This is a genomic window from Dolichospermum sp. UHCC 0260 (genome assembly GCF_009711985.1).
Lineage (GTDB): Bacteria > Cyanobacteriota > Cyanobacteriia > Cyanobacteriales > Nostocaceae > Dolichospermum > Dolichospermum lemmermannii.
In genome coordinates, this window is record NZ_VIKZ01000057.1 from 1 (window position 1) to 23986 (window position 23986).

Sequence of the window (23986 nt, forward strand, 5' to 3'; positions counted from 1 at the left end):
TCACAAGAATTTAGTCCAAACAAGGGATTGGGGATTGGCGACTGAGTAGGAGTTTTACCAATTCCCCAATTACTTGCTTACTTTAATTTTAGTCCCCGGATAATAGAACTCCAGAATCTTGGCACTAGACCAACCTAATTTGGCTAAATTCTGAGCGCCTGTTTGGCTTAAACCCACTCCATGTCCTAAACCACCACCAATAAAAGCATATCCCCAGAGATTGGTTTGACCTTTATTCAATGGTTGAATGTAAAATAGCGTGCTAATGGGAGCAGCAAAGGCACTGCGAACCTCGTCTTTTTGTAAGGTGAAAACCCCAATATCAGTTTTCACAGCCAGTTTTAAAATCCGGCCACTGGAACTGCGTTCAACCACAGACATGGCTTGAATTTTTTTGAACTTGCTATAGGGGCTTTTTTTGGAATGTAAGAATTTCTGCAAGTCTTGGGTAATTTTATTGATATCCGTTTCTCTGTGCCAACGGAATACATCCCATTTACTCTCATTAAATCCCGCTTTAAGATTGATAAATTTCTCGAAGTTCTGATCATTTGCTAAATTCTGATGTGATAAGTTCCAAAGATTTTGATTAGCAGCATCTATGACAGGTTTTAAATAAGGACGATCTTCTCCATTCCAGATATCACTAAAGTTAGCGGTAACACCACCTGTAGTAGAAGAATATAAAGCATCAACTATTTCGTTATTATAAGTGAGTACCTGACCTCTGGTCGAGGCGATCGCCTGATCTGTATTTTTAGCAACTCCGCTGAGTCCTTGATAAACTTGACAGTGAGTGTCAGCACATAACTGATAATTATCTACCGCAAATCTGCGGAGGTTTCGCAAGGCATAGGTGCGAGCAATAATTGCTTGTGCTTCTAGGGCTGCCATTGGCGCATTTATCCCAATTTCATGGGGTAAAACTCCCCGCACATAAGTTTCCAATGGGACTGTATTTACTAAAGTATAATGCCCATAGGCGTTGGGCTGCAAGGTCATTTTTCCCGGATAAACACGCTTTTGTTGGGGCTGTTCATCTGTATTCACCTTAATTGAGTCTTTACCAGCAGTTATTTCTAGATAATTAGGACTATAATTTTTACCATTTACTACCCAAGTAATTTTCGGTACTTTTGATAAAATGTTGGTTGCCAAGTAAGCATTTTTATCACCGGATGTTTCTATACTTTTTAATAGTAACCGACGAATTAAGGGAGTGCTGTAAACGTCCCGTTTTGCCCATACTTGCCAACGTTCTGGTTGGGATATTTCCACTTCTATCCCCAGGGAACGCCAGTGGTTAGCGTTATCTTCCGCTGTTTCAAAGGTGCGAAAGTCACCCAGCACTAAGACTTCCTGAACCACTGTTTGGTTTAAGGGCTGCATGACTGTTGTTAACTGGATGGGTTTGTCGGTGACTAGGGTTTGTTGCTGAGTACCCACTGTAAATTTTAATGTTAAGCGATCGCCTTTTGTGGGTGCTAATTCTAATTTGTCTGTGGGTTTAGCCCCAAATCGTTGGACAATACCAATTTGCAATTTTACATCCTGGTTGTTGCTTACGGGTTCTGATGCGGCAGCCAATCCCAATAGGCACAAGGTTGTTATTAATCTGTAGGAAGAAGGCCAAATAAATATTTTCATGAAAACTAATTCTAATTGCCCTTATGCTGTCGGAGTGGTTTTAAGTTAATTAACTCAATTTACTAATGATAAGAAGATACAGGGCGGCAGGATGAATCACAAATTACTAATAATCAACTTAGATAATTAGGTGAACACAATAAAACCAAACTGTGTAAAGAAATGTAAAATCGCTGAAAACTTCTTTACTCTTGCCTCTTGCCTCTTGCCTCTTGACTAGTGCTATAACGACAATTTTCAACGCCAACCTACTTAATTAGTAACGGGGAATATTATATATTTTTAACTTACGCGCTTCTATAATACCATTACGTCTTTTTTTCAGCACACTTGCAAATCAAACTCATTATGAGTATGATTTAACTAAATCTTGCTTTAAGTAGGTGAAAGGAAAAAAACCGTAGACGCGAAGCGGCTTCTCGAAGAGTAATATGTAACGAAAAGTAAAATCGCCCAAACCCTCTTCACTCTTGCCTCTTGCCTCTTGCCTCTTGCCTCTTGCCTCTTGCCTAGTGCCTAGTGCCATAACGACGATTTTCAATGCTAACCTACTTATTACCCATATTTTATGCTGGAAATTGATTTTACCGAGAATTTGCGAAATTTAATGCAAACAGTCGGTTATGAGAGTTTTAAATCTTTAAGTCGTGCTGCTGGTGTTTCACAATGGCAAATTTTGCAGTTGCGGAGGGGAAAAATCGGACAAATGCGGATAGAAGTATTGATAAAACTGTCAGAGATTTTACAGATATCTTGGACTGAGTTGGTAGAAAATTTCAGCGTTGATGGTTTATCTTCAAGTTTCCACAAAACTCATTCCTCTCATAAAAATATAGACTTATTAAAGCAAATTACAGATTTACAAGTTGAGTATGAACGATTAACATTGTCAATGTTAGAACAAAGAGAAGGATTAAAACAGGAATTTCAGCGGTCAAGTTTACAAATATTGGAATCTTTAATATTACAATGGCCAACAGCAGCACATAGAGCCAGGGAAGATCACCAGTTATCAGCAGTAAAGATATTACCTTTGGTAGATACGCCTTTAAAAAGATTATTACAGGATTGGAATGTGGAAGCGATCGCTTCTGTAGGCACAGAAATCCCCTATAATCCTCAATTCCATGAATTATTAGCAGGAACAGCACAACCAGGAGAGATTGTTAAAGTCCGTTATACAGGTTATATGCAACATGATCAGCTTTTGTACCGAGCTAGAGTAAGTCTCTTATAAAGTTTATGCTCTTTTGAGTTTGATGGTTATTTGCTGATGAATTTATTGAAAATTACTCCATATTTTTGTGTACTAAATATCTTTTTATAATCTAATGTTAGGATATACTAATAAAATTAAAATCAGCACATTCTTAAATAAATCAAAATTAGAATATCATGAATCAGCAGGTGAAAGTGATTGCAATCAGTGGGAGTTTTAATGCTACTAACTCACAAAATTTTCAACAAAGTATTAAAGAAGTAATTGATAAGAGAATATCCATTGTGTTGATTGACTGTCATCATGTTACCTTTATGGATAGTTCTGGATTAGGCACTCTGATTTTAACATTTAAAGCTTTACAGGAATCGGGAATAAAGATGGTTATTTGTTCAATTAATGAGCAAGTTAGGATGCTATTTGAATTAACTGGTATGGATGGCAAATTTACAATTGTTCCTAGTCAAGAAGCATTTGAAAATATTTTGCTTTCTGCTACTTGATTAATCAAATTTAACTTGAAGAATAGATAAATCATCCTCAAATGTCTCTTTGGAGTTTAAGTTAATTAGGTAATCCAGGATATAATCAAGTTGGTTATCAACAGAATACTGTAAGCTAATTAAAATCTGAATAAAACCTTCTAAACTCCAAAGAGTACCATTTGATTGAGTGATTTCGTAAGCACCATCACTAAAAATATAAAGGATGCTAGATTTTTCAATCTGACAATACGCATCTGTATATTTAGCTTCAGGAAACATTCCTACAGGCATTCCTGGAGTTTTTAATCTTTTTACTTCCGTATGAGTAGGAGAATTGCCAGAGAGGATAATAGCTGGTGGATGTCCAGCACTAGAGTATGTTAATTGACGGCTAACTCGATTATAAACTCCATACCAAATCGTAAAATATTTATCATTTTGATAATTCATTTGAAAGGTATTATTTAAAGCTGCCAATACCTCACTAGGTTGATAGTAATTTAAATCTTTGAGTGCGCGGGAACGTAAGAGATTTAGTACAGAAATTGAAGGTAGAGTAGCTTTAAGTCCATGACCGGCAACATCTAGTAGGTAAATAGCTAAAGTATCAGCATCAAGCCAATTATAATCAAAACAATCCCCACCAAGTTGCCGTGATGGCAAAAACTTAAACTGAATACTCAGGGGCTTATTTACAGGCAGGGGTAAAAGGGATTTTACATATTCTGTAGCTTCGGCTAATTCTGTTTCTAAAAGTAGCTTTTGGGTCTGTAAATCCTGACTTAATTGATGCAGACGTAACCCGGCTCTAACTCTTGCTTGTAGTTCATTGTGTTCGATAGGTTTGGAGATAAAATCATCAGCACCAGCATCTAATCCCTTAACTCTATTGGCGACGGAATCTAAAGATGTTAATAAAATAAAAAATGTGGTAGATAATTTGGGATCTTTTTTAATGATATTACATACTTCTATACCACTTAATCCCGGCATAATCCAATCACATATAATTAAGGCTGGAGGTGAATCCAGGGTTCTTAAAATTCCTTCTTCTCCTGTACTCGCAGTGATGACTTGATAACCTTGTTTTTCTAAGATTCTTTTGAGAAACATTTGGATGGATCGGTCATCATCAATGATTAAGATTTCAAACATGAGATTATTAAGAAAGGGGATTTAACCAAAACAATATAACTTGTTTTAATTGATTTAAATCTCGATAGACTTCTTGCTTTAACCATTGTCCTAAAGCATCAAAAGGACTAAAAGAACTTCCTGGTTGCCATTTAATATCTTGCCCTAAAGGTGTGGTATGAGTGCCTAATAAGGTTTGTGTTGTTACCATATTAGGAAAGAGTTCTTGTAAAATTCTTGTTAAGTTTGCTGATTGATCCAGGGTATCTTTATTAAATCTGATTACTAAATTCCGCCGAATCTGATAGCTGTCTTGAATTATTTGGTTAGTTTGTGCCGGTGTAGGTGTAAATTCAATGTCTAATTGGGAATTTAACTGAGAATTTAACTGTTCTACTAATGGTATGGCTTCATTGGCAGCAAAGTTATTAAAGGATATTAAAATGTTACCAGCCCGTTGGATTGGAAACAGGCTACCAATTAGTAAATGGAGTTTACAACCCATGCTATGTCCGACTCCATAGGTGGGAAGGTACAGCTTGCGGAGTTTTCCAGCGTCTTGTAACTTTTCTAGGGTATATTCAAATTTAAGTTGGACAGATTTAGCGATCGCTATATGATCTAATGTATTGACAAAAGGTGTGGCAATAATCACATATCCTTGATCTGCTAAATTTTCCAGTAACCAACGATAAGTTAAATGTGGTAAAGTGGCGACAAATGCACCACCTAAAAAATGAATAACCCCGATAGGATTACGGGGAATAAGTACCCAATTGCCTCTAATTTCTTGCCAGTTCATGTTAAAATAGGAGTCAGGAGTCACCGAGTCAGGAGAAGAAAGAGAAGGAAGAAGAAAGAGAAGGAAGTATTTTCTATAGATATATTTTACATTTACATCTAAACATATATCAAGTATTAACTCTGACTTTGCAAGTTTTTCATTTCCTGCTGTACATCTAGGGAAATTTGCAAAGCTTCATTTAATAATCTACCATGTTCGGTTGCCTCTTCAGTAACTTGCATTGATGCCAAAGCGGCTAAATTATTGGTAAATAAATCAGAATTAGTGATAATAAAACTTTTATTTTCTCGCAAAATTCTCTCTGTTTTTAAAGCGCGGATTAAATCATTTCTAGTTAATTCAAGTGCTAATAATACTTTTTCTCTTGCTTGTATACTTACTCCTAAGTTGCCAACATCTTCAATTTGGTCGTTAATATCTATAGCTTTAATCACGGAATTATATCTTTCCACATCATTTAGTAAAATCCGTAAAGAATTTGTCATATTCTGTTTGAGAAACTTACTTTTGCCTTTCCATAATAAATATAATAGAATTTGTATACTCCCACCTGTCCATAAAACAAAGATAATTAATGATAGCCAAGATGATAGTTTTACTAACAGGTAAGTACAAACAGAAATAGCAATTCCAGCGAAAACCACAGTAGCAATTTCTGTTTTTTGAGCTTTCTTTAGCAATCTTATACCGAATTGCTGAATAACATCAGTAATAATTATTAATTTATTATGAACAGGTAAGTTAGTCGCATCTTGAAGTTGATCATGACTAATATCCAATCCCTGTAAATCATCTCGCACAGTTGCTAAATCCTTAACATACTATTGATTTAGTCTAATATAACAAGTGGATTTCCAGAATGGCAATTAATCGGTGATTTTAGGGGTATTCAATGTTGATAATGTGTAAGAAATAAATGTTTATACCATCAAAAACCAACCACTTTTCAAGTTCTACATGATTCTTCCCTCTTCCCTCTTCCCTCTTCCTCCTCTTTCTTCCTTCTTCCTCCTCTTTCTTCTTCTTTCTTCCTTTCTTCCTTTCTTCCTTTCTTCCTCCTGACTCCTGACTCCTGACTCCTGACTCCTCCCTTAAGTTACTTGTAACAAATAGCTCATACAGTTTCCCATTAAAAAGTAAACTACTAGCATTGCTGCTGCGGCTAATGCCACTAGTGTACCAGCCAGCATGAGAGAAAATTCTTTATGCTCATAAGCTTTTTCCATCAGGTGTAGCGACCATGCTACAAGTGCCACATCAAAGATTAAAATAGGAATCAACATATTTCTTAATATTTCTTCATAGAAGTACGATTATCTTAACACTGTTTTGGATAACTGTGTTTTATCTTCAACAGATGCAGTTGGTCGCTTTCTTATGTCTGATATCAAGTAGGAAGACGGACCCGAACATGGCGTTCTTGCAAATAAGTTTTAATTTGTGCTACACTCAGTTTCCCAAAATGTAACAAAGACGCTAAAAGTGCGGCTTCAGCTTTACCTTCCGTTAATGCAGTGTGAATGTGTTCACAATTTCCCGCACCACCAGAAGCAATCACGGGAATTTCTACAGCATTAGCGATCGCTTTTGTCAAGTCCAAATCATAACCAGCTTGAGTACCATCAGCATCCATACTTGTCACCAACAATTCTCCAGCTCCCCGTCTTGTGACTTCTTCCGCCCACCATAGAGCATCAATACCAGTATTTTCTCTACCACCGCGAACGTAGACATCCCAGCCAGGATTCTCAGGATCAAGTCTACGTCTAGCATCAATAGCTACAACAATACACTGATTGCCAAAGCGATCGCTGGCATGATTAATTAAATCTGGATTTCTGACCGCCGCGGAATTAATACTAACCTTATCCGCCCCGGCTCGTAACAAATCTTTAACATTTTCTAAGGTTTGAATCCCACCACCCACAGTCAGGGGAATGAAGACCTGTTCAGCAGTCCGGTAAACCACATCAATAATCGTGTCCCTGTCTTCATGAGTAGCCGTAATATCTAGAAACACTAACTCATCTGCACCTGCTTCATTGTAAACCTTGGCCAGTTCTACAGGATCACCAGCATCCTTGAGATCCACAAAGTTAATTCCCTTCACAACTCTGCCCGCCTTGACATCTAGACAAGGTAAGATTCTTTTAGCCAACATAATGACGTTTTCACTCCCGGTAATTGCTAGGAATTTAAATTGTAAAGGCAATTGGGGAATAGTTGACAAGATAGGATCAACATATAATAGGTCTTGTCCAGACGAAAAACTAATTAAACAAATATACAGGCAAGAGGCAAGAGGCAAGAGGCAAGAGGCAAGAGGCAAGAGGCAAGAGGCAAGAGTAAAGAGTAAAGAAGTTTTCAGCGATTTTACATTTCTTTACACAGTTTGGTTTTATTGTGTTCACCTACTTAATGAAATAAATATTTATATTGTGAAAATAGTATCTGTATTCTCAACTAACCCCAAATATCCTATACTGATTTTACTTATGAACTGCTAAATCCGCATTTCTGTACTTCTGAATCCCTGAAAATTATGGCGATTATCTCCTCCAAAAAACAGCCTCCCGAACCCAACGGAGAACCCAAACAGCCGAGGGAGTCAGCCAAAGTACCCCCCGCAGAAAATCTGTTACAATCGGAAGCTGCTATTAATGAACAAGGGAAACCAGAAGAGAGTATTCGTCCCCAGCGTTTTGCTGATTACATCGGCCAAAAGGATTTAAAGGATGTTTTAGATATAGCCATTAAAGCCGCTAAATCTAGAGAAGAAGTCATGGATCATTTGCTGTTGTATGGACCACCAGGTTTAGGTAAAACCACAATGGCAATGATTTTAGCATCAGAAATGGGGGTAAGTTGCAAAATTACCAGCGCACCAGCTTTGGAACGGCCACGGGATATCGTGGGGTTATTGGTAAACCTGAAACCAGGAGATGTGCTGTTTATAGATGAAATCCATCGGTTATCACGAATGACAGAAGAAATTCTGTATCCAGCGATGGAAGATTATCGCTTAGATATTACCGTGGGTAAAGGTTCTAGTGCCAGAATTAGAAGTATACCTTTATGTAAATTTACCTTGGTAGGAGCGACAACTCGCGTCGGGGCTTTAACTTCACCATTACGCGATCGCTTTGGCTTAATTCAAAAGTTGCGTTTTTATGAAGTAGAAGAACTGACTAAAATTGTTCTCCGCACCGCTGAATTATTACAAACTCCAGTTAATCCAGATGGGGCTACAGAAATCGCCAAACGTTCACGGGGAACACCAAGAATAGCCAATAGATTATTAAAAAGAGTCCGTGATTATGCGGAAGTAAAATCTTTTCTGGAAATTAATGCAACTGTAGCAGCGGAAGCATTGCAGCTATTCCAAGTTGATCCTTGCGGTTTAGATTGGACAGATAGAAAAATGCTCAGTGTGATTATTGAAAACTTTAATGGTGGGCCAGTGGGTTTAGAAACCATCGCTGCTACCACTGGGGAAGACACCCAAACCATTGAAGAAGTATATGAACCATATTTAATGCAAATAGGTTATTTAAGCCGGACACCCAGGGGGAGAATCGCAACTAAAGCAGCCTATCAACACATGGGTTTTAAGCCACCCAATGAACAGTTATCATTACTCTAGTAGTCTGTCAAGAACTAATTGACGGGTAAATAAATTTTTCCTCTTCCTTCTTCCTTCGCGCTCTTTGCGTCCTTCGTGGTTCATTTCTTCTTTATCCGTCAAAATTTATTTGACAGACCACTAGAGGAGAGACAAAAGGAAAATTCTTGACTCCCTAATACTTACTTATGAGTTAAAATCTCATTGAAATCACACAAATAATTGAATATATGGCCACAAAAATATCTGATCAACTACACCCAAAATTGACTCAAATATTTGCTACAGTGTCATTAACAGCCTTAGCAAGCCTTGCGTCCATGGGTCAACCTAGTTACGCTGGAGGCACCAAATTCTATTGTGCCGCAGAAGGTGGGCAATATTTCACCTTTACCCGCACATAAGACGGTCAAAACCGCAAAATTATGGGTTGGACATCAACCTACTTTCCCTCGCAATACAGCCCTAAAAAGCGATGTCAGGAAGTATCAACAAGATTTCAAAGAAATTACGATAATGGTACACTGAAAAAAATCGCCTCTGGAATAGTCAACAAGGAAACCGTAATTTGTTCTGGAAGTGACTCTAATACGGTCTGTAACTCCGGTAATTTACTATTTACCCTCAGACAGGGTACAAATGGCAGAGAGGTAGCTAATAGGTTATTTAATCGTCAAGCTCTAGCTGGTGCTGAAATTATGAATCAAAATTCTGACACTGATGATATCATGTTTGATTTTGGTACTTACTTAAATAATTTACCAGCGGAGCAAAAATAAACTATACATCTTTTCAAGTTGTCAAATTTTACAATTATCAAATTCATCACCTGTGTTAGTGGTTTGTGTTTACTAGTACCCAATTTAAGCCTAAGTGCTAGTATTTATACTAGTGATACTCCCATAAACCAACCACTAACGGGACTTTCTCCAGCACAAGTAAAACAAAAAGCAACAGATATTACCGTTAAAATCCTGTCAACGGAGTTTCTTGGTTCAGGAATTTTACTGAAGAAAAATGGCAATATTTACACAGTATTAACAAACGCTCATGTTTTAGAAGCAGGTCAAAGTCCTTACAACATAGAAACGCCAGACAGGAAAATACATAAAGCCAAAGTATCTAAAAAAATGAAGTTTGGTAAATATGATTTAGCCATGTTGGAATTTTCTAGTAGTACAATTTATGCAGTAGCAAGTATTGGGACTCAATCAAAAATAGGAGATAAAGTATTTATTGCGGGTTTTCCCGCTTATGAATCAGAAAACACAGTTAAACAGTTCACATTCACAACAGGTAGAATAGTGCTAGTTCTAGAAAAAGCCTTAGAAAGAGGATATCAAATAGGATATACAAACAAACTTGAAAAAGGTATGAGTGGAGGACCATTATTAAATGAAAATGGTCAATTAATCGGTGTTAATGGAATGCACGCTTATCCATCCCACCCTCAAGGGCATGAGTGGCGGACCGGTGTTAAATTCAGAAGGTGAGTTGATAGGTATTCATGGCAGAGGTGATGAATATGACAATAGGGATAGAGATAGATTTGCTGGTATTCCTATTAATACTTATATGCGGATTGCAGTAAGTGTTACTGATAAGCCTAGCATTAGGGGTAATATTCAAAATAATACCCAAGCTAATACCCCTCGTAATAATCCTAATCCTAGAACTGAACCTACACCTGTCAGCTTTCAGCGATTAGAATCATTGTTAAAAGCAGGAAAATGGCGAGATGCAGATTTAGAAACTCGGAACTTGATGCTAAAGTTGACTAAACGAGAACAGGAAGAATGGTTAATACTTAAAGATGTGACAAATTTTCCCAGACAGGAATTGCGAAAAATGGATCAATTATGGGTAAAATATAGCAAGGGTAAATTTGGCTTTTCTGTGCAAAAGCAAATTTGGCTGGACTTGGGTGGTAAAGATGGTAATTGGAACGACTGGGATACTTTTCAGAGGTTAGGCTCCCGCATTGGTTGGAGAAAAAATGGTTATATAGATGATTGGAGCAGTAAAAACGACTTTAGTACAAAAGCACTACCGGGACACCTGCCGAGTGGGGTTTTTAAGTTATTTAGGGGTTGGGGCTGGGGGTACCCTATTCTCTTCTCTAGACTATAACCCATAAGCGTTTCGTCGTTCCCTGGTTCTACCGGGGAATGCTCACAGGAGGCTCTGCCTCCACTATATTCATTGTATTTGAGGCAGAGCCTCAAACTCCCATTCCCAGCCGGAGTCTGGGAACGAGTTCCCTCGTTCCCTGGTTCTACCGGGGAATGCTCACGGGAGGCTCTGCCTCCAGTATATTTGTATTTGAGGCAGAGTCTCAAACTCCCATTCCCAGCCGGAGTCTGGGAACGAGTTCAAAATAATATTGATATTATAGATTAATTTAATCAATCTGTAATGATTTTATCATATCTTGTACAGGTTTGATCAACTTATCATAATCATCTATGGGTGCAGTATAGGTAATTAAATAAGCTTGATTTTTTCTCAAAGTCATAACATACATATTTTTGATTTTTTGTTGTTCATTTTTACCAGTGACAATTATTTTTTGTCCTGTTTGATTTGCGATAATAGTTGAACTTCTTTCTATGATATTTGATGATTCTAGGTTACTTTTGATCATCTTCTCCTGGTCTTTTCCGTAATTTTCTAAAGTTCCCGAATATTCAGAACTACTAATAATCAATCTAGCTTTTTGTTGAGGTTGAACAAATGTAACTATTTTACCAATACCAATGACGGAGATAGGAGTTTCGTCCGCGTCCCAACATTTAGGATATTCAATTTCTATATTATGTTCCTTATTTTTATAAGTTGCTAATTTTCCATCACATTCAGAAATAGGACGGTTTAAAAATACAATTATTCCCATGATTATGATTAATCCCAAAGGGGCAATTTTCAGGAATAAATGATAAATTTTAGGTGGTATTAATGGACTACTTATAGATATTTTTTCTAATGCTGTTAATACTTCTGTTACTGTCTGATAACGGGCTCTATGATCAGATTTGACCATTAGACCTCTCCGAAAATGAATGTAGAGACGTTCTATAGAACGTCTCTACAAGGGTTTCAAACCACGCACATTTAATTACCGGAGATGTCTATTTTATCTAAAATGTCTGCAAGTTGATCACTAACTTTGATTCTACTATAATAACGCCAACTTATTTCTTGGTTATTGTTATCATTATTGATATCTTTAGCCTCTATTTCTGTAAGTGCTTGAATTACAATCATTCCTAGAGAAAAAATATCACTATTGAATTCTGGTTTACCTTCTCCTTGTTCCCTGGGTGCATATCCTTTAGTGCCAATTCTTGTAGGATTATAATTACCATTCTCTTGGTTAATAAGTTCATTACCGATTATTTGAGTATCATCTTCTTGGTTATTAATTGGTTTGACAGGTTTAACTATCCCAAAATCAATGATGACTATTTTATTATCTATTTCTTGTCTCATGACATTACTTGGTTTTAAATCACGATGAATTACACCTTCACCATGAATATATTCCAATACTTCCAGAATATCTTTTAATAATTTAATAACAAATGCTTCACTGATATTAGTATTGGTAGATGTAGGTGGTAATTCTTTCGTTAAATCATGTCCTTTAATAAATTCTTGAACTATGAAAAACTGTTGATTTTCCGTAAAAAACGCTAAAAGTTTGGGTATTTGTGGATGATTGAGTTTTTGTAAAATTCCTGCTTCTCGTTCAAATAATTCTTGAGCTTTTTCTAATTGCTCTGGTTTTGTAGTTAATGGTGTAAAATGCTTAACCACACAACCAGGAGAACCAGGAAGTTGGGTATCCTTTGCTAAATAAGTAGTTCCAAATCCACCCTGTCCTAACCTGGTAGTAATACAATAGCGTCCGCCTATAGTCGTACCTATCATCAGATTCACACCCCACCTGATTCCTTGTTTTGGGAAATATGCGGTTAATTATCGCACATTCGTCGCCATATTGGCGAAATTATTTGAGAGGTTAATTAATTTCAAATCCCCAACTCCTTAAAGAAGTCGGGGATCTAAATTAAAGATATAAAAATACTAATTTAGTCTAAACTCCAGTTGCTACTAGCTGTTGATTAGTAACAGGAGCAAAAATATCTTCGTAATTTTGGAAAATTTCAAATACTGAATCAAGCTGGGTAAGTTCCAAAATCAACTTAACTGGAGCTTTGACATTACAAAGAACTAACCGGCAACCACTTTGACGCGCTGATGTAAGTCCCTTGACGAGGGGGACTAATCCAGAACTATCCATGAAATCTACTTCTGATAAATCTATAACCCAGAGTTGGTGATGCTGAGGTTCAATTGCAGCCATCTGTTCGCTCAAGATAGTACCACTATCCAGGTCTATACTACCTTGGGGTTTGAACAAAATTACTTGGCGTTCTTGTGTAAGAGTCATAAATTTAACTTTGTATTTGAAACACTGATAAAGGAAAAATTGACATCAATACTGTTTATAATTTAACCGCGGAACGACTATTTTCGCAAATTTATGGGAATTAACAGCAGCACAGTTGAGAAAAAGTTTTTTCAGTATTTATGCCGTATAATTTGTTTACAAGTTTTTCTAGTATAAGCATAATTTACTGCTAATTTCGGTAACGAACTTATCATTATCTAAATTATCTATAGCAATCCGGTTTGATTCATGAACTTACTTGTAGAGATAGGGAACATGGAACAGGGAACAGGGAACAGGGAACAGGGAAGGAATTTTCTTCATTCTTCATTCTTCATTCTTCATTCTTCATTCTTCATTCTTCATTCTTCATTCTTCATTCTTCATTCTTCATTCTTCATTCTTCATTCTTCATTCTTCATCCTGACTCCTGACTCGGTGACTCCTCCTATTGCGGTTTGATTGACACCCTAGCCAAAAACAAGCAAAGATATGGTAAAGGTAAAAATTTGTAAACTCGGTGGTGCTGGATGTCTTTTGAGCTACTTTCACTAGAAAACATCCAAGAAATTGCTCATAATTATGGTTATTTAGCGATTTTTTTGGGAATATTGCTAGAAAATTTGGGCATTCCTCTTCCTGGAGAAACCGTCACGATTGTTGGTGGTTTCCTTGCTGGTAGTAATGAATTAAATTACTGGCTGGTTCTCGGTAACGCTATTGGAGGTGCTGTAATTGGTGGTAATTGCGGCTATTGGATTGGTAGAGTTGGCGGTTGGCCTTTTCTGCTCCAAGCTGGCAAGATTTTCCGCATTTCCGAAGTCCGACTGCTGAGTATTAAAGAGCAATTTACGGAAAACGCCGCTAAAGCTGTATTTTTTGGCCGCTTTTTTGCCTTATTGCGGATTTTCGCTTCACCACTTGCGGGTATAGCAGAAATGCCCTTTGGTAAATTCCTGATTTATAACGTAGCTGGGGCGACTGCTTGGGGTAGCGTCATGGTGACATTAGCCTTTTTTGCGGGAAGGATTATTTCCCTAGAACAATTGGTGGCTTGGGTAAGTAAATTTGCAATTTTGGCGTTACTTATTTTAGTTGCTGTGATTGCTATACCAATTTGGTTAGAGTCCCGCGAAGTTAAGCAGCAAACAGAAGAGTAGTAAAGATCCCCGACTTCTTAAAGAAGTCGGGGATCTGAATTATTGAATTATTACTTATTCTGCTGCGCCCAAATGCGAGTAGGTAGTCCCCAAACGTAGATAAAGCCTTCTGCAGCTTTGTGATCAAATTGATCTTCTGCGCCGTAGGTGGCTAAATCGGGAGTGTAGAGGGAATTATCACTCCAACGGCCAACTATGGTGGCGTTACCTTTGAAAAGTTTTAACCGCACGACACCAGAAACTTTTTCTTGTGTTTGTTGAATAAAAGCATCTAAAGCTGCTTTGAGTGGGCTGTACCAAAGTCCGTTATATACGAGTTTGGTATAGGTTTCTTCCATACCTCGTTTGTACTGACTGACATCTGCTGTTAAAGTGAGGCTTTCTAAGTCACGGTGAGCGTTAATTAGAACTATCATTGCTGGTGATTCGTAAATTTCCCGTGATTTGATTCCTACCAAGCGGTTTTCAATCATGTCAATCCGCCCAATCCCATGATTACCAATGATTTTATTGAGTTGTTCAATTAACTCCACAGGCTGTTTTGATGCGCCGTTAATGGTGGTAGGAAGCCCTTTTTGGAACCCAATTTCTAGATATTCCGGTTCATTAGGAGTATCAATTATGGCTTTGGTCATTTCATAGATTTCTTCTGGCGGCTCATTTGCTGGATCTTCCAATGTACCAGCTTCAATACTGCGACCAAGCAAGTTTTTATCTATACTGAAGGGAGAAGATTTTTTCACTGGTGCAGGAATACCACATTTTTCACCATAGGCTATGGTTTCCTCCCGACTCATACCCCATTCTCTGGCTGGTGCAAGGATTTTGAGGTTGGGGTTGAGGGCTGTACAGGAGACATCAAAGCGTACTTGGTCGTTGCCTTTGCCTGTACAACCGTGAGCGATCGCATCTGCACCATATTTTGCAGCGGCTTCCACTAATATTTTAGCAATCAAAGGTCGAGCCAGGGCTGTTCCTAAAGGATAGCGATTTTCATAGAGGGCGTTGGCTTGAATCGCTGGAAATGCGTAGTCTTTAACAAATATATCCTTAACATCCACTACCAAGGATTCACTTGCACCGGATTTCAGGGCTTTTTCTCGAACTGGTTCTAATTCATCTCCCTGACCTAAATCTGCTGCTAGGGTAATTATCTCTTCTACTCCCCACTCTTGCTTTAAATAGGGAATGCAAACAGAAGTATCAACTCCACCAGAATATGCTAGAACAACCTTTTTAGCGCGACCCATGAATTTCTCCACTTAGGAAAACAAAGAATGAGTTATTATTATATCTGACTTGCCTAGCGTATATTTTCTTGTGCAACAGTAACTTTGTTATATTTGTCTTATTCTCAATATGGCCAGTAGTTTTTTTGGGTGAAACTGTGTTTTTTAGTATTGTCATTCCTACTTATAATCGCTTACCAATTCTGGAAAAGTGCCTCCGCGCTTTAGAGAGTCAGGAGTTCAGCAACAAAAACTATATAGAAGGTTATGAAGTTGTATTGGTAGATGATGGTTCTACTGATGGTACTTTGAACTGGTTAGCAGTACACAAAGATGAGTTTTCTCATGTCCGCTGTTTTGAGCAGGATCATGCAGGTCCGGCTGCGGCGCGAAATTTAGGTGTGGAAAAAGCCCAAGGTGACACAATTATTTTTATTGATAGTGATTTAGTGGTTTTGTCTAACTTCCTGCAAGCTCATACAAATGCTTTGGTACAAGGAAAAGAGAAATTAGGAAATAACTGTTTTTTTACTTACGGTGCTGTAATAAATACTTGTAATTTTGCCAATCCCACCGCTGAACCCTATAAAATCACAGATTTTTCCGCTGCTTTCTTTGCTACGGGTAATGTGGCTATTCCTAAACGTTGGTTAGAAGAAGCTGGTTTATTTGATAATAGATTTCAACTTTATGGTTGGGAAGATTTAGAATTAGGTGTGAGGTTAAAAAAATTAGGTTTGCAATTAATTAAATGTCCTGAAGCTGTTGGTTATCATTGGCATCCACCTTTTAGTTTACAGCAAATTCCTAAGTTAATTGATCAGGAAATTCAACGGGGAAGAATGGGAGTTTTGTTTTATCAAAAACATCCTACTTGGGAAGTAAAAATGATGATTCAAATGACTTGGTTTCATCGTTTATTATGGGGGATTCTTTCTGTAAACGGGTTATTGAATGAAAAAACTATGTCCCCATTTTTGCAATGGTTGATTGATTTGGGTAAGCCACAATTGGCTTTAGAAATTGCCCGAATTTTCTTGAATTGGTATAATGTAAAGGGTGTTTATGCGGCTTATTCTGAGATAGAAAGTAAATAATTAAATAATTGTGGCCTAATTCCTCTAACCATATTTTTGATATTGTTTTTTATGAAAATAACGCGTCTTGTCACCCGTTAAGGTTCGCTACATATAAGCAGTTGCAAATTCCTGTAGTTCCCATTTAGGAGTAATTACCCTTAAAGTATCTAAACGCGATCGCTTCCTTTAAAAGATATTTCGCCAGTAATGCCTTAAGTTAAAATGCCTCTTCCCCACTCTCCACTGCCTACTTCCTATTTTCAAGACACATCTATTATCTAGTTTTTATTACTTGTTATATTCAGTTTTCCATTGCCCATTCCAATTCTGACAAGGTGTTGATAAGCATTCAGGTTTAATAATAGCTGAGACATTTTGAATGCGATCGCTTCCTAAATTACCCTTACCATCATTAAACGATATGTCACCAGTTATGCCTTTAAAAGGTGTAGTACGATTAATTAAATATTGTTGTAAACTTTGATTTCCTTTTTGTGATAGGCTTTCGGCTATCACCATAACTGAGTCATAGCCTAAACTTATACGGCGTATCTGCTCTTGTGTAAGATTTTCTTCCCAGTAATTCCTTAAACTTTCAAATTTTGTGCGCTGGTCCGGGGTAATATTTGGAGAATTGATATCTCCCGACCAAGCAACAGCAGCCACAAGATTATTAGGATTGATTGATTCTTGTTTATAAGCAGGTATAAGGCTACAACCACCAATCAATAATCGTCCATTGTTAAGTTTCATTACTGTTTCCGTATTTTTTATTTCTTCTGATGTACGTGCATCGTCTATGAAGGAATTTGGACATAATAAGATAGCTGTTTTATTAGTATTATTAGCTTGGTTTAATATACTTTCAATTTTTTTATGCTCCATGTCGCCTATATTAGACTTGTCCTGCCTCATGAACTTACCTAACTTACCTTTCCAAGCCTCTTTAAACTCATATCCAAACGAGTTACTAAATAATTCTTTATCATTATAAAATAACGCTACATTCTCAATACCTTGGTCTTGGAAATATTTAGCTAGTAGTTGAGCCATTTCTCTAGTTGTGTTATTTACTCTAAAAAAGTAAGTTTTGTTATGTTTCTGTGTTAATTGGTTGATTGAGTGGTTCTGTGCGTTTTCATCTCTAGTAGCCGCAGCTGCGTAGGATAAGAGGACTAATTCTTTCTTATTGAAAGTATTTTTTAAAGTATAATATGTCAATTTAGAACCAAAATGTCCAACTACTGCATCAAGGTCTCTCCCAATTAATTCTTTGTTAAGTTTCTCTGTAGTTACATCCAGTGATCTTGCTTGATCCCACTTATTCGGGTCATTAGCAATTAAAATTAATAGTTTTTTGTTTGGATTTTTATTAAATTCATGTTGTAGATAAATTGCACCTTTAAGGGTAGATATAGCGGTTTCATAAATTGGGCTACTTGTGTCGTTTAGAGTAAGAGAAAGAGCAATTTTAATTACGTTTTTTTCTGCAATTTTTCTTGCTTTTACACCATCAACAATATTTTTATTTTCCGCGAATACCGCTTTTAATTTTTTCTGTATACTTTGATCTATTGATTTTTCCTGTATACTTTGACCTATTGGAGGATTAGGTAAATTTAATATTGACGGATCATAACAGCTTATTAATTTGGTATCTTCTTTACAAGTATCAGTTTCTAATTTTGATGGTGGACTTTTATCGATTATAACAACACTTCTTTTTGGAAATATAATATCTATTACTATTGGCAATATAATAGCTATTACTATAATGATAGCTACACCAAAATATGGAACATATCGATTACGACCTAATGGCCAAAATAAATCTGGCATTTTTGCTTGTCTAAGACAGAGAATAGGTAAAGACTCTGCACCAGGAACAAAAGGATGTAAACCGCTTTGCGCTTGTTGATATGCCATTTGAAAACTCATTCTATTCCTGACAAAATAACGCAGAAATAGCGTTAAAAATGTATGGGCAATTTCATCTGTGATTCGTGCTTTCATAGCAATTAGATAAGGTATTCTTATCCCTTGCTCTTTTAGTTGACCATCAATTCCTATACCATCACAAGAATTAAATATTGCTAAAACTAGAGGATGATGTCTTCTATTTAATGCGTTACGAATTTGGTTGCTTATCTGATTAATATTAATTGTTAAATTGTCAGTTAGCCAAATGGTTGTATCCGTACCATCAGGTAAAGTGCTACTATGCCCTGCAAACATGAGAATATCAAATTTATTGTTATCAAGGGCATTTATTACTTCGGCTATTGATGTAACTTCAACAATCTTAGGTTTTGCCGCGCCGGTTAAATTACTAATTAATTCTTTATCTGTCTCTGTATCTATCTTTCGATATGTATATTTACCCACAAGCATTAAAATTTTGACAGGTGTGGGAAAAGTATATTTTGGCGAATTTACATTAAAGGGGGGCATAACTTATGTCTTTATTTTTATTCAAACTTAGCTATATTCTTGCGCGTAACATAATTTAAATTATATTACCCTACTAAACTATTAGTAAGAAGTAAAGCCAATACATATCTTTGGACAAAACCTCTTAATTGTTGACCATTGCCACCAAGGTAATCGCTTAATTTCAAGTTGGTTTGACTCTATTATGAGCATATCAATTTCTTGAGCGTAAGAGATAAAGAACTCATTCATATTTTCAAACTCTTTGCTATTAAGCCAATTATCAAACTTTTCCTCCAATGTTTTTCCAGAAGTGATGGAAATTTCACCTTTAGGTAATGTTCCTACACGATTGTCAATTAGTTGTTTATTTTTATAAATTTGCAATTCAACAGCAGGACACCCTTCCTGGATAGTTCCTTGAAAAAATCTTAAAACTGCTATTTTTTTCATATTGATCCTCAAATGTCAGGTAAATTAAATGAGCAAGGGTACTGTAGTACAATCTTTCTGTTAATCCTTAATTTTTAAGTGAAGGCGAATATTGATTCGCTAATTCGCCTTTAGGGTTTTTCCACATAAAGTAAAAGTTTAAGAAGTGTAGGAAACCACTATATTGGGGCAATATGTCCTGATTATTTCCCAGGATGACCAGGGGAGCCGCTTAATTTCAAGTTGATTACATTCTATTATGAGACCATCGAACCCTCTCGCGTGATAGAGAAATAGGTATTTCATCTCTTTAAAATCTTCGCTTTTAAGCCAATCATTAAACTTATTCGTTAAATTATGCTCTGGGTTTGTTTGTACCGATCTTGGCATAGTGTGTCGTGACGATCTTGTTGGTAGCTCATATTCATGCGATAAAAAACTCTGTAAACTTTCATACAGTTCTGAGTTTTGAGGTAATCTAGCGGTGCGACGTTCTATTTCGTCTTTCCCCTGATAAATTATTAACTCAATAGTGGGACATCCTTCTGTAATATTGCCTTGAAATAGCCTTAGATGGGCTGTTTTTTTGACCATATTTGACCTCCAATGTCAAGCAAATTAAACGATAAAGCCTTGTACTGATGTTTTATGTCCCATTTTAATCTGAAAAGCACAATTATCACCCCAATCAGCACAAAAATATAACTGAATACAATTTTGTTTGTCTGCTACTGCTGGTGTACCTTCTAGAATATAGTTACCTTGAGCATCTGGGAACATCCACTGTAATGTCAGTCCATTAGGCAGCAAAGAGTCGGGTAACTGAGAATGAACTCGCAGTAATACAGCAATTCTTTGACTTGGAGCTTTGATAAAAGCTATATTGGCTAAAAGAAGATGACCGGAGATTTCAATTTCTTTAGTGTGGATTTCTCTAGTTTTGGGAGAAGGAAGACAAGATGCGATCGCCCAGAAAATTTCAGCCGCTTGTCCACTAATCTCTTGCTTACCATTTAATAAAAGGTCTAGTAAAATATCTTCACGTTCGAGATTTTCAGGTACAATCTCTTGTACTGATTTAGCTAGTAAATTTTTGATGGCTCGATCGATTTTTTCTTCTGTATCTAAAATTACGCCATAAACTGAAAAACCACGATGTTTTTCTATTTTTGATGGTATTGGTAAACCACTTCTATAAATAGCCTTTTCCTGTTTTTCTCTGGTTGGTTTCGTTCTTATCTTAGGATGTTTTTCTATTTTTGATGGTATTGGTAAACCACTTCTATAAATAGCCTTTTCCTGTTTTTTTAAGGTTGGTTTCGTTCTTATCTTAGCAGGTTCTGTTTGGTACAATTGTTCTAAAAATATAGCAAGAGGACGATCAGGTGATTTAATCAACATCTCTAAATCAAGGTTTTTTAACCATTCTTCTTCGTTTAACAAAGCCATCCATTCCTGAAAATTACCTTTCAAACGTGGAGAATAAGGTAAAGGTTGACTATAAGTTTTAATTAATTTTGCTGCCTCAGATTCTGTTAAACTAGGTAAAGCTTCAAAATCACCTTTTTCCTCATACAATTCTAAAGCTATCCACAGAGTTTCTATATCATCAATTACATCACCGCTAGACACAATATAGAGCTTATCAAGCTTATCATAATCGGCTCTTTTCTGTAAATTTTTACGAGAGATAAAACCCCAAATATGTAGATAATTTCTTTCTAAATCTACTCGCACAGGTAAGTAATAATCCCCTGCTAAATTAGGAATATCTACCCATTCTTGCTGAACTTCAAAACCTTCTAAATCTGTGGCATCACTTGGTATTAAAATCAAACGTTTGTCATGAATATTGACAACTGAACCATTAATAAATTGCCAAATTCTTGCCAAGTTGTTATCACTGGAGAAAACTTTATTGTTAGATTCTATTTCCTGATATTCTTTAACCCATTTACTGAATACTTTGTGACAAAGATAATTTACAAAAGCATAATTACGCCCTGTTTGATTAGCATAGTAAATAGTATTAGCTTCGGCTTCTTCTTTATCTTGCTCACTAATTTTAATCCACAGATGCTCTGAGTAAAAGCTTTTTAATTCTTCTATATTCAGCATAATTACTTCCTCTTGATTGTTGATTTGATTAAAATTGATATTCATGGTTTTATCTCTTATTTGTGCTTTTGCTGTACTGAAGTTAAGGATGATTCAATTTTTTTTTCTATCCAGTGAGATAGATACTTTTTATCAACCTCATCTAAATTAATGTTATATTGATGCTCAACTTTTGAAATCATAATATTTGTCTTCATTTCAATTATTGTAGTTGATGTAACAATATATGCTCTAAAAAATTGTTCAAAAATTTGTTCAAAGTCATCAGCAAAAATTCTGCTTAAAATTGGCATATCTACCTCTATCCCATCCACTGCTTTATTCTTCAAAAGCTTTATAAACAATGCTAATTTTTCAGATGATGCCTGGGTATGGCAAGATTTAAAATACATATTTGCTATTTCTTTATATAATTCATTCAAAGGACGGGAAACATTAGACTGATTTATTCCATATTGTTCCGCAATTTGACGTTGATCAATGTCGAACCCATGATTTAAGATTGCAAAGATTATTCCTCTATTTATTTTTGGGTTACTTTTGCGATCTAGTCTAGGTAATAAATCACGAATAAAATCGCATAGATGTGATGTAAAGGAGCGATCATATTCTGGACTAATCACTTTACTTTCAATGCTATGATCATCTATGTTTACAGTACGACTAGCTATAAATGATTTTTCATAATCTCTTATTGCTTGTCCAATTTCCTCTAACATTGTTCTTGCTTGTGCGCCCTTAATACGTTCCCAATGTTCTGGTTTTATTTCATTATATCTATCAGCTACTCGTTGATAATTATCTTCAGTCCATTCATTGATAGCAAGCTGAGACGGTGATATTTCACTGTTTCTTACTTCTTTAAACCTGTTGAAAAAAAACATATATTGTTTTGTTTTTTCATCATTATATCCTGCTCTTTTTAAGGATTTTTGTACTTTTGGATAACTCGCTCTTGCAGCTATCCCTACATTGGTATGGCCTATGGTATTATCTCCTGTAAATTCTCTGAGAATAGGGAAAAGCTGGCATTTAATTTTACGATCAACATAAGCAGTAAGAATCCGAAATGTAATCTGATCAACACTTTCGTCATAAGTATATCTATTAAAGTCAAAATCTTGAATAAATAGTTCAGGTGCAAATTCTTTTGAGGATAAAGAATTTTGAGCAGAGATTAACAAATGGTTATCGACGCTGTTTCTAACATCATCTGGTATTGTTGAAAGAAATTTATTTACGGTTATTTGGCAACGCCAATATAACCACTGATACAGTTCTGTTCTGAAGTTTCTTATTAAAGTAAAAACAATATTTAAATATAAAACTGTATATGGCTTGATCGTAAAACAACAAACCAAAATTGCAGACGGCTCTACCGTAGAACCATAAACCAAAATTGGATATGGACTGAAACTTAAACGACGATGACGCATAACTAGATTACCCCTTTTCACACCACAGACAATTAGTATTACTTTACTTTAATTAGTGCCAATCCAAGCTAGTTTATGGGGGTTTTATCCCCCGTATAATTTATTTGAGATTTTCAATTCTTACCGCAGCTTTTACACCTCTATCGTCTACGACAAAAGCTCGCAAATCACCACCATCTCGTGCAACGATAAAATTATCGGCCGCATACATCTTGTTTTTGGTATTGGTGAAGCAATAGCGAGGTTTATAACCATAAATGATTAGCCCATCTGGAGAATCATAAAGTTCAACATCCTGGGTTACGCATTCGTTTTTTTGAGTATCAGCATTCCAATAGGTAGTCATGGAAACTCCTGAATAGCCTTTTATGTTTAAAATACTACGGTGTACGATACCGCTAACACTCCATTGTATAACCCATGATACGTCAAAAGACTCATTTGGTCTGGTTAAATCAGATTGAGCAATAAGACTGTGGTTGACAGGAGTTTGATTAGATTGAGTTTCAGGGGTTTTGGCTATAACTGGTGGAGAAAAAGTAAATATCACAGCAGCAATAAAAAAACTAATATTTAGTGGATTTTTTGGCAGTCTCATTGGTATTCTCCTCAATGCTTATCTATTAGATCATTGGTTCACGATTCACAAAATATGCAGCATGAGCTAATTATTTTTTGTTTTTGTAAAAAAAATGTAGAGACATATTAGCGAAGCGGCACAAAGTACCATTTCATGT

General features: G+C 36.2%; 23 protein-coding genes. 8 read left to right on the forward strand and 15 right to left on the reverse strand.

Annotated features, from left to right (window positions below; translation table 11 throughout):
* Window positions 1-69: 69 nt before the first annotated feature.
* On the reverse strand, window positions 70-1647 hold the full coding sequence (locus FJR08_RS18710; RefSeq protein WP_168634174.1) for a SpoIID/LytB domain-containing protein: 1578 nt from the start codon (window positions 1645-1647) through the stop codon (window positions 70-72).
* Between the two features lie 568 nt (window positions 1648-2215).
* Here FJR08_RS18710 and grpE point away from each other — a divergent pair.
* The gene (grpE, locus tag FJR08_RS18715; RefSeq protein WP_168634175.1) at window positions 2216-2884 is read left to right on the forward strand and encodes a nucleotide exchange factor GrpE; all 669 of its coding nucleotides are present in this window, start codon (window positions 2216-2218) and stop codon (window positions 2882-2884) included.
* Between the two features lie 158 nt (window positions 2885-3042).
* Entirely contained in the window at window positions 3043-3369 is a 327-nt protein-coding gene (locus FJR08_RS18720) for an STAS domain-containing protein (protein WP_015079460.1), read from the forward strand.
* Here FJR08_RS18720 and FJR08_RS18725 read toward each other — a convergent pair whose 3' ends face one another.
* The 5 genes from FJR08_RS18725 to hisF all read right to left on the reverse strand — a co-directional run bounded on the left by FJR08_RS18725 (window position 3370) and on the right by hisF (window position 7451).
* Window positions 3370-4506: a PP2C family protein-serine/threonine phosphatase gene (locus tag FJR08_RS18725; protein ID WP_015079461.1), complete on the reverse strand. Its 1137-nt coding sequence runs from the start codon at window positions 4504-4506 to the stop codon at window positions 3370-3372.
* Between the two features lie 7 nt (window positions 4507-4513).
* The gene (locus FJR08_RS18730; protein ID WP_168634176.1) at window positions 4514-5287 is read right to left on the reverse strand and encodes a DUF1350 family protein; all 774 of its coding nucleotides are present in this window, start codon (window positions 5285-5287) and stop codon (window positions 4514-4516) included.
* A gap of 116 nt (window positions 5288-5403) precedes the next feature.
* Window positions 5404-6090, reverse strand: coding sequence for a hypothetical protein (locus FJR08_RS18735; protein ID WP_015079463.1), 687 nt, complete (start codon window positions 6088-6090; stop codon window positions 5404-5406).
* Between the two features lie 291 nt (window positions 6091-6381).
* On the reverse strand, window positions 6382-6573 hold the full coding sequence (locus FJR08_RS18740; protein ID WP_015079464.1) for a hypothetical protein: 192 nt from the start codon (window positions 6571-6573) through the stop codon (window positions 6382-6384).
* Window positions 6574-6677: 104 nt separating this feature from the next.
* Entirely contained in the window at window positions 6678-7451 is a 774-nt protein-coding gene (gene hisF / locus FJR08_RS18745) for an imidazole glycerol phosphate synthase subunit HisF (protein ID WP_015079465.1), read from the reverse strand.
* 381 nt (window positions 7452-7832) lie between these two features.
* Between hisF and ruvB the strand changes: the two genes are divergently transcribed.
* The 4 genes from ruvB (at window position 7833) to FJR08_RS18765 (ending at window position 11042) form a co-directional block, all read left to right on the forward strand.
* Window positions 7833-8933: a Holliday junction branch migration DNA helicase RuvB gene (ruvB, locus tag FJR08_RS18750; protein WP_168634177.1), complete on the forward strand. Its 1101-nt coding sequence runs from the start codon at window positions 7833-7835 to the stop codon at window positions 8931-8933.
* A 401-nt stretch (window positions 8934-9334) separates the two neighbouring features.
* The gene (locus FJR08_RS18755) at window positions 9335-9691 is read left to right on the forward strand and encodes a COP23 domain-containing protein (RefSeq protein WP_323294484.1); all 357 of its coding nucleotides are present in this window, start codon (window positions 9335-9337) and stop codon (window positions 9689-9691) included.
* 18 nt (window positions 9692-9709) lie between these two features.
* A complete protein-coding gene (locus tag FJR08_RS18760) occupies window positions 9710-10405 on the forward strand; it encodes a serine protease (protein ID WP_174783158.1) in 696 nt (231 codons plus the stop codon).
* On the forward strand, window positions 10335-11042 hold the full coding sequence (locus FJR08_RS18765; RefSeq protein WP_168634179.1) for a GUN4 domain-containing protein: 708 nt from the start codon (window positions 10335-10337) through the stop codon (window positions 11040-11042). Before FJR08_RS18760 ends, FJR08_RS18765 begins: the two co-directional genes overlap by 71 nt.
* 271 nt (window positions 11043-11313) lie before the next feature.
* On the opposite strand, the gene FJR08_RS18770 is transcribed toward FJR08_RS18765, so the two are convergent.
* The 3 genes from FJR08_RS18770 to FJR08_RS18780 all read right to left on the reverse strand — a co-directional run bounded on the left by FJR08_RS18770 (window position 11314) and on the right by FJR08_RS18780 (window position 13365).
* A complete protein-coding gene (locus tag FJR08_RS18770) occupies window positions 11314-11952 on the reverse strand; it encodes a PsbP-related protein (protein ID WP_168634180.1) in 639 nt (212 codons plus the stop codon).
* 71 nt (window positions 11953-12023) lie between these two features.
* On the reverse strand, window positions 12024-12842 hold the full coding sequence (locus FJR08_RS18775) for a serine/threonine-protein kinase (RefSeq protein WP_254435800.1): 819 nt from the start codon (window positions 12840-12842) through the stop codon (window positions 12024-12026).
* A 166-nt stretch (window positions 12843-13008) separates the two neighbouring features.
* Window positions 13009-13365 carry an STAS domain-containing protein gene (locus FJR08_RS18780; RefSeq protein WP_015079471.1) on the reverse strand — a complete coding sequence of 119 codons (357 nt, stop codon included), beginning with the start codon at window positions 13363-13365 and terminating at the stop codon, window positions 13009-13011.
* 530 nt (window positions 13366-13895) lie between these two features.
* On the opposite strand from FJR08_RS18780, the gene FJR08_RS18785 reads away from it, so the two are divergent.
* Entirely contained in the window at window positions 13896-14525 is a 630-nt protein-coding gene (locus tag FJR08_RS18785) for a DedA family protein (protein ID WP_015079472.1), read from the forward strand.
* A gap of 50 nt (window positions 14526-14575) precedes the next feature.
* Here FJR08_RS18785 and FJR08_RS18790 read toward each other — a convergent pair whose 3' ends face one another.
* Window positions 14576-15775 carry an argininosuccinate synthase gene (locus FJR08_RS18790; RefSeq protein ID WP_168634182.1) on the reverse strand — a complete coding sequence of 400 codons (1200 nt, stop codon included), beginning with the start codon at window positions 15773-15775 and terminating at the stop codon, window positions 14576-14578.
* A 137-nt stretch (window positions 15776-15912) separates the two neighbouring features.
* Between FJR08_RS18790 and FJR08_RS18795 the strand changes: the two genes are divergently transcribed.
* Complete coding sequence (locus FJR08_RS18795) at window positions 15913-16851, forward strand: glycosyltransferase family 2 protein (RefSeq protein WP_015079474.1); 939 nt, start codon at window positions 15913-15915, stop codon at window positions 16849-16851.
* Window positions 16852-17121: 270 nt separating this feature from the next.
* Here FJR08_RS18795 and FJR08_RS18800 read toward each other — a convergent pair whose 3' ends face one another.
* The 5 genes from FJR08_RS18800 to FJR08_RS18820 all read right to left on the reverse strand — a co-directional run bounded on the left by FJR08_RS18800 (window position 17122) and on the right by FJR08_RS18820 (window position 23847).
* Window positions 17122-19284, reverse strand: coding sequence for an ABC transporter substrate-binding protein (locus FJR08_RS18800; protein WP_168634183.1), 2163 nt, complete (start codon window positions 19282-19284; stop codon window positions 17122-17124).
* An 81-nt stretch (window positions 19285-19365) separates the two neighbouring features.
* Window positions 19366-19716, reverse strand: coding sequence for a hypothetical protein (locus tag FJR08_RS18805; RefSeq protein WP_168634184.1), 351 nt, complete (start codon window positions 19714-19716; stop codon window positions 19366-19368).
* Window positions 19717-20313: 597 nt separating this feature from the next.
* Complete coding sequence (locus FJR08_RS18810; protein ID WP_168634185.1) at window positions 20314-21858, reverse strand: DUF1822 family protein; 1545 nt, start codon at window positions 21856-21858, stop codon at window positions 20314-20316.
* Window positions 21859-21869: 11 nt separating this feature from the next.
* Entirely contained in the window at window positions 21870-23249 is a 1380-nt protein-coding gene (locus FJR08_RS18815; RefSeq protein WP_168634186.1) for a MarR family transcriptional regulator, read from the reverse strand.
* Window positions 23250-23349: 100 nt separating this feature from the next.
* Entirely contained in the window at window positions 23350-23847 is a 498-nt protein-coding gene (locus FJR08_RS18820) for a hypothetical protein (RefSeq protein WP_168634187.1), read from the reverse strand.
* Between the last annotated feature and the right edge of the window lie 139 nt (window positions 23848-23986).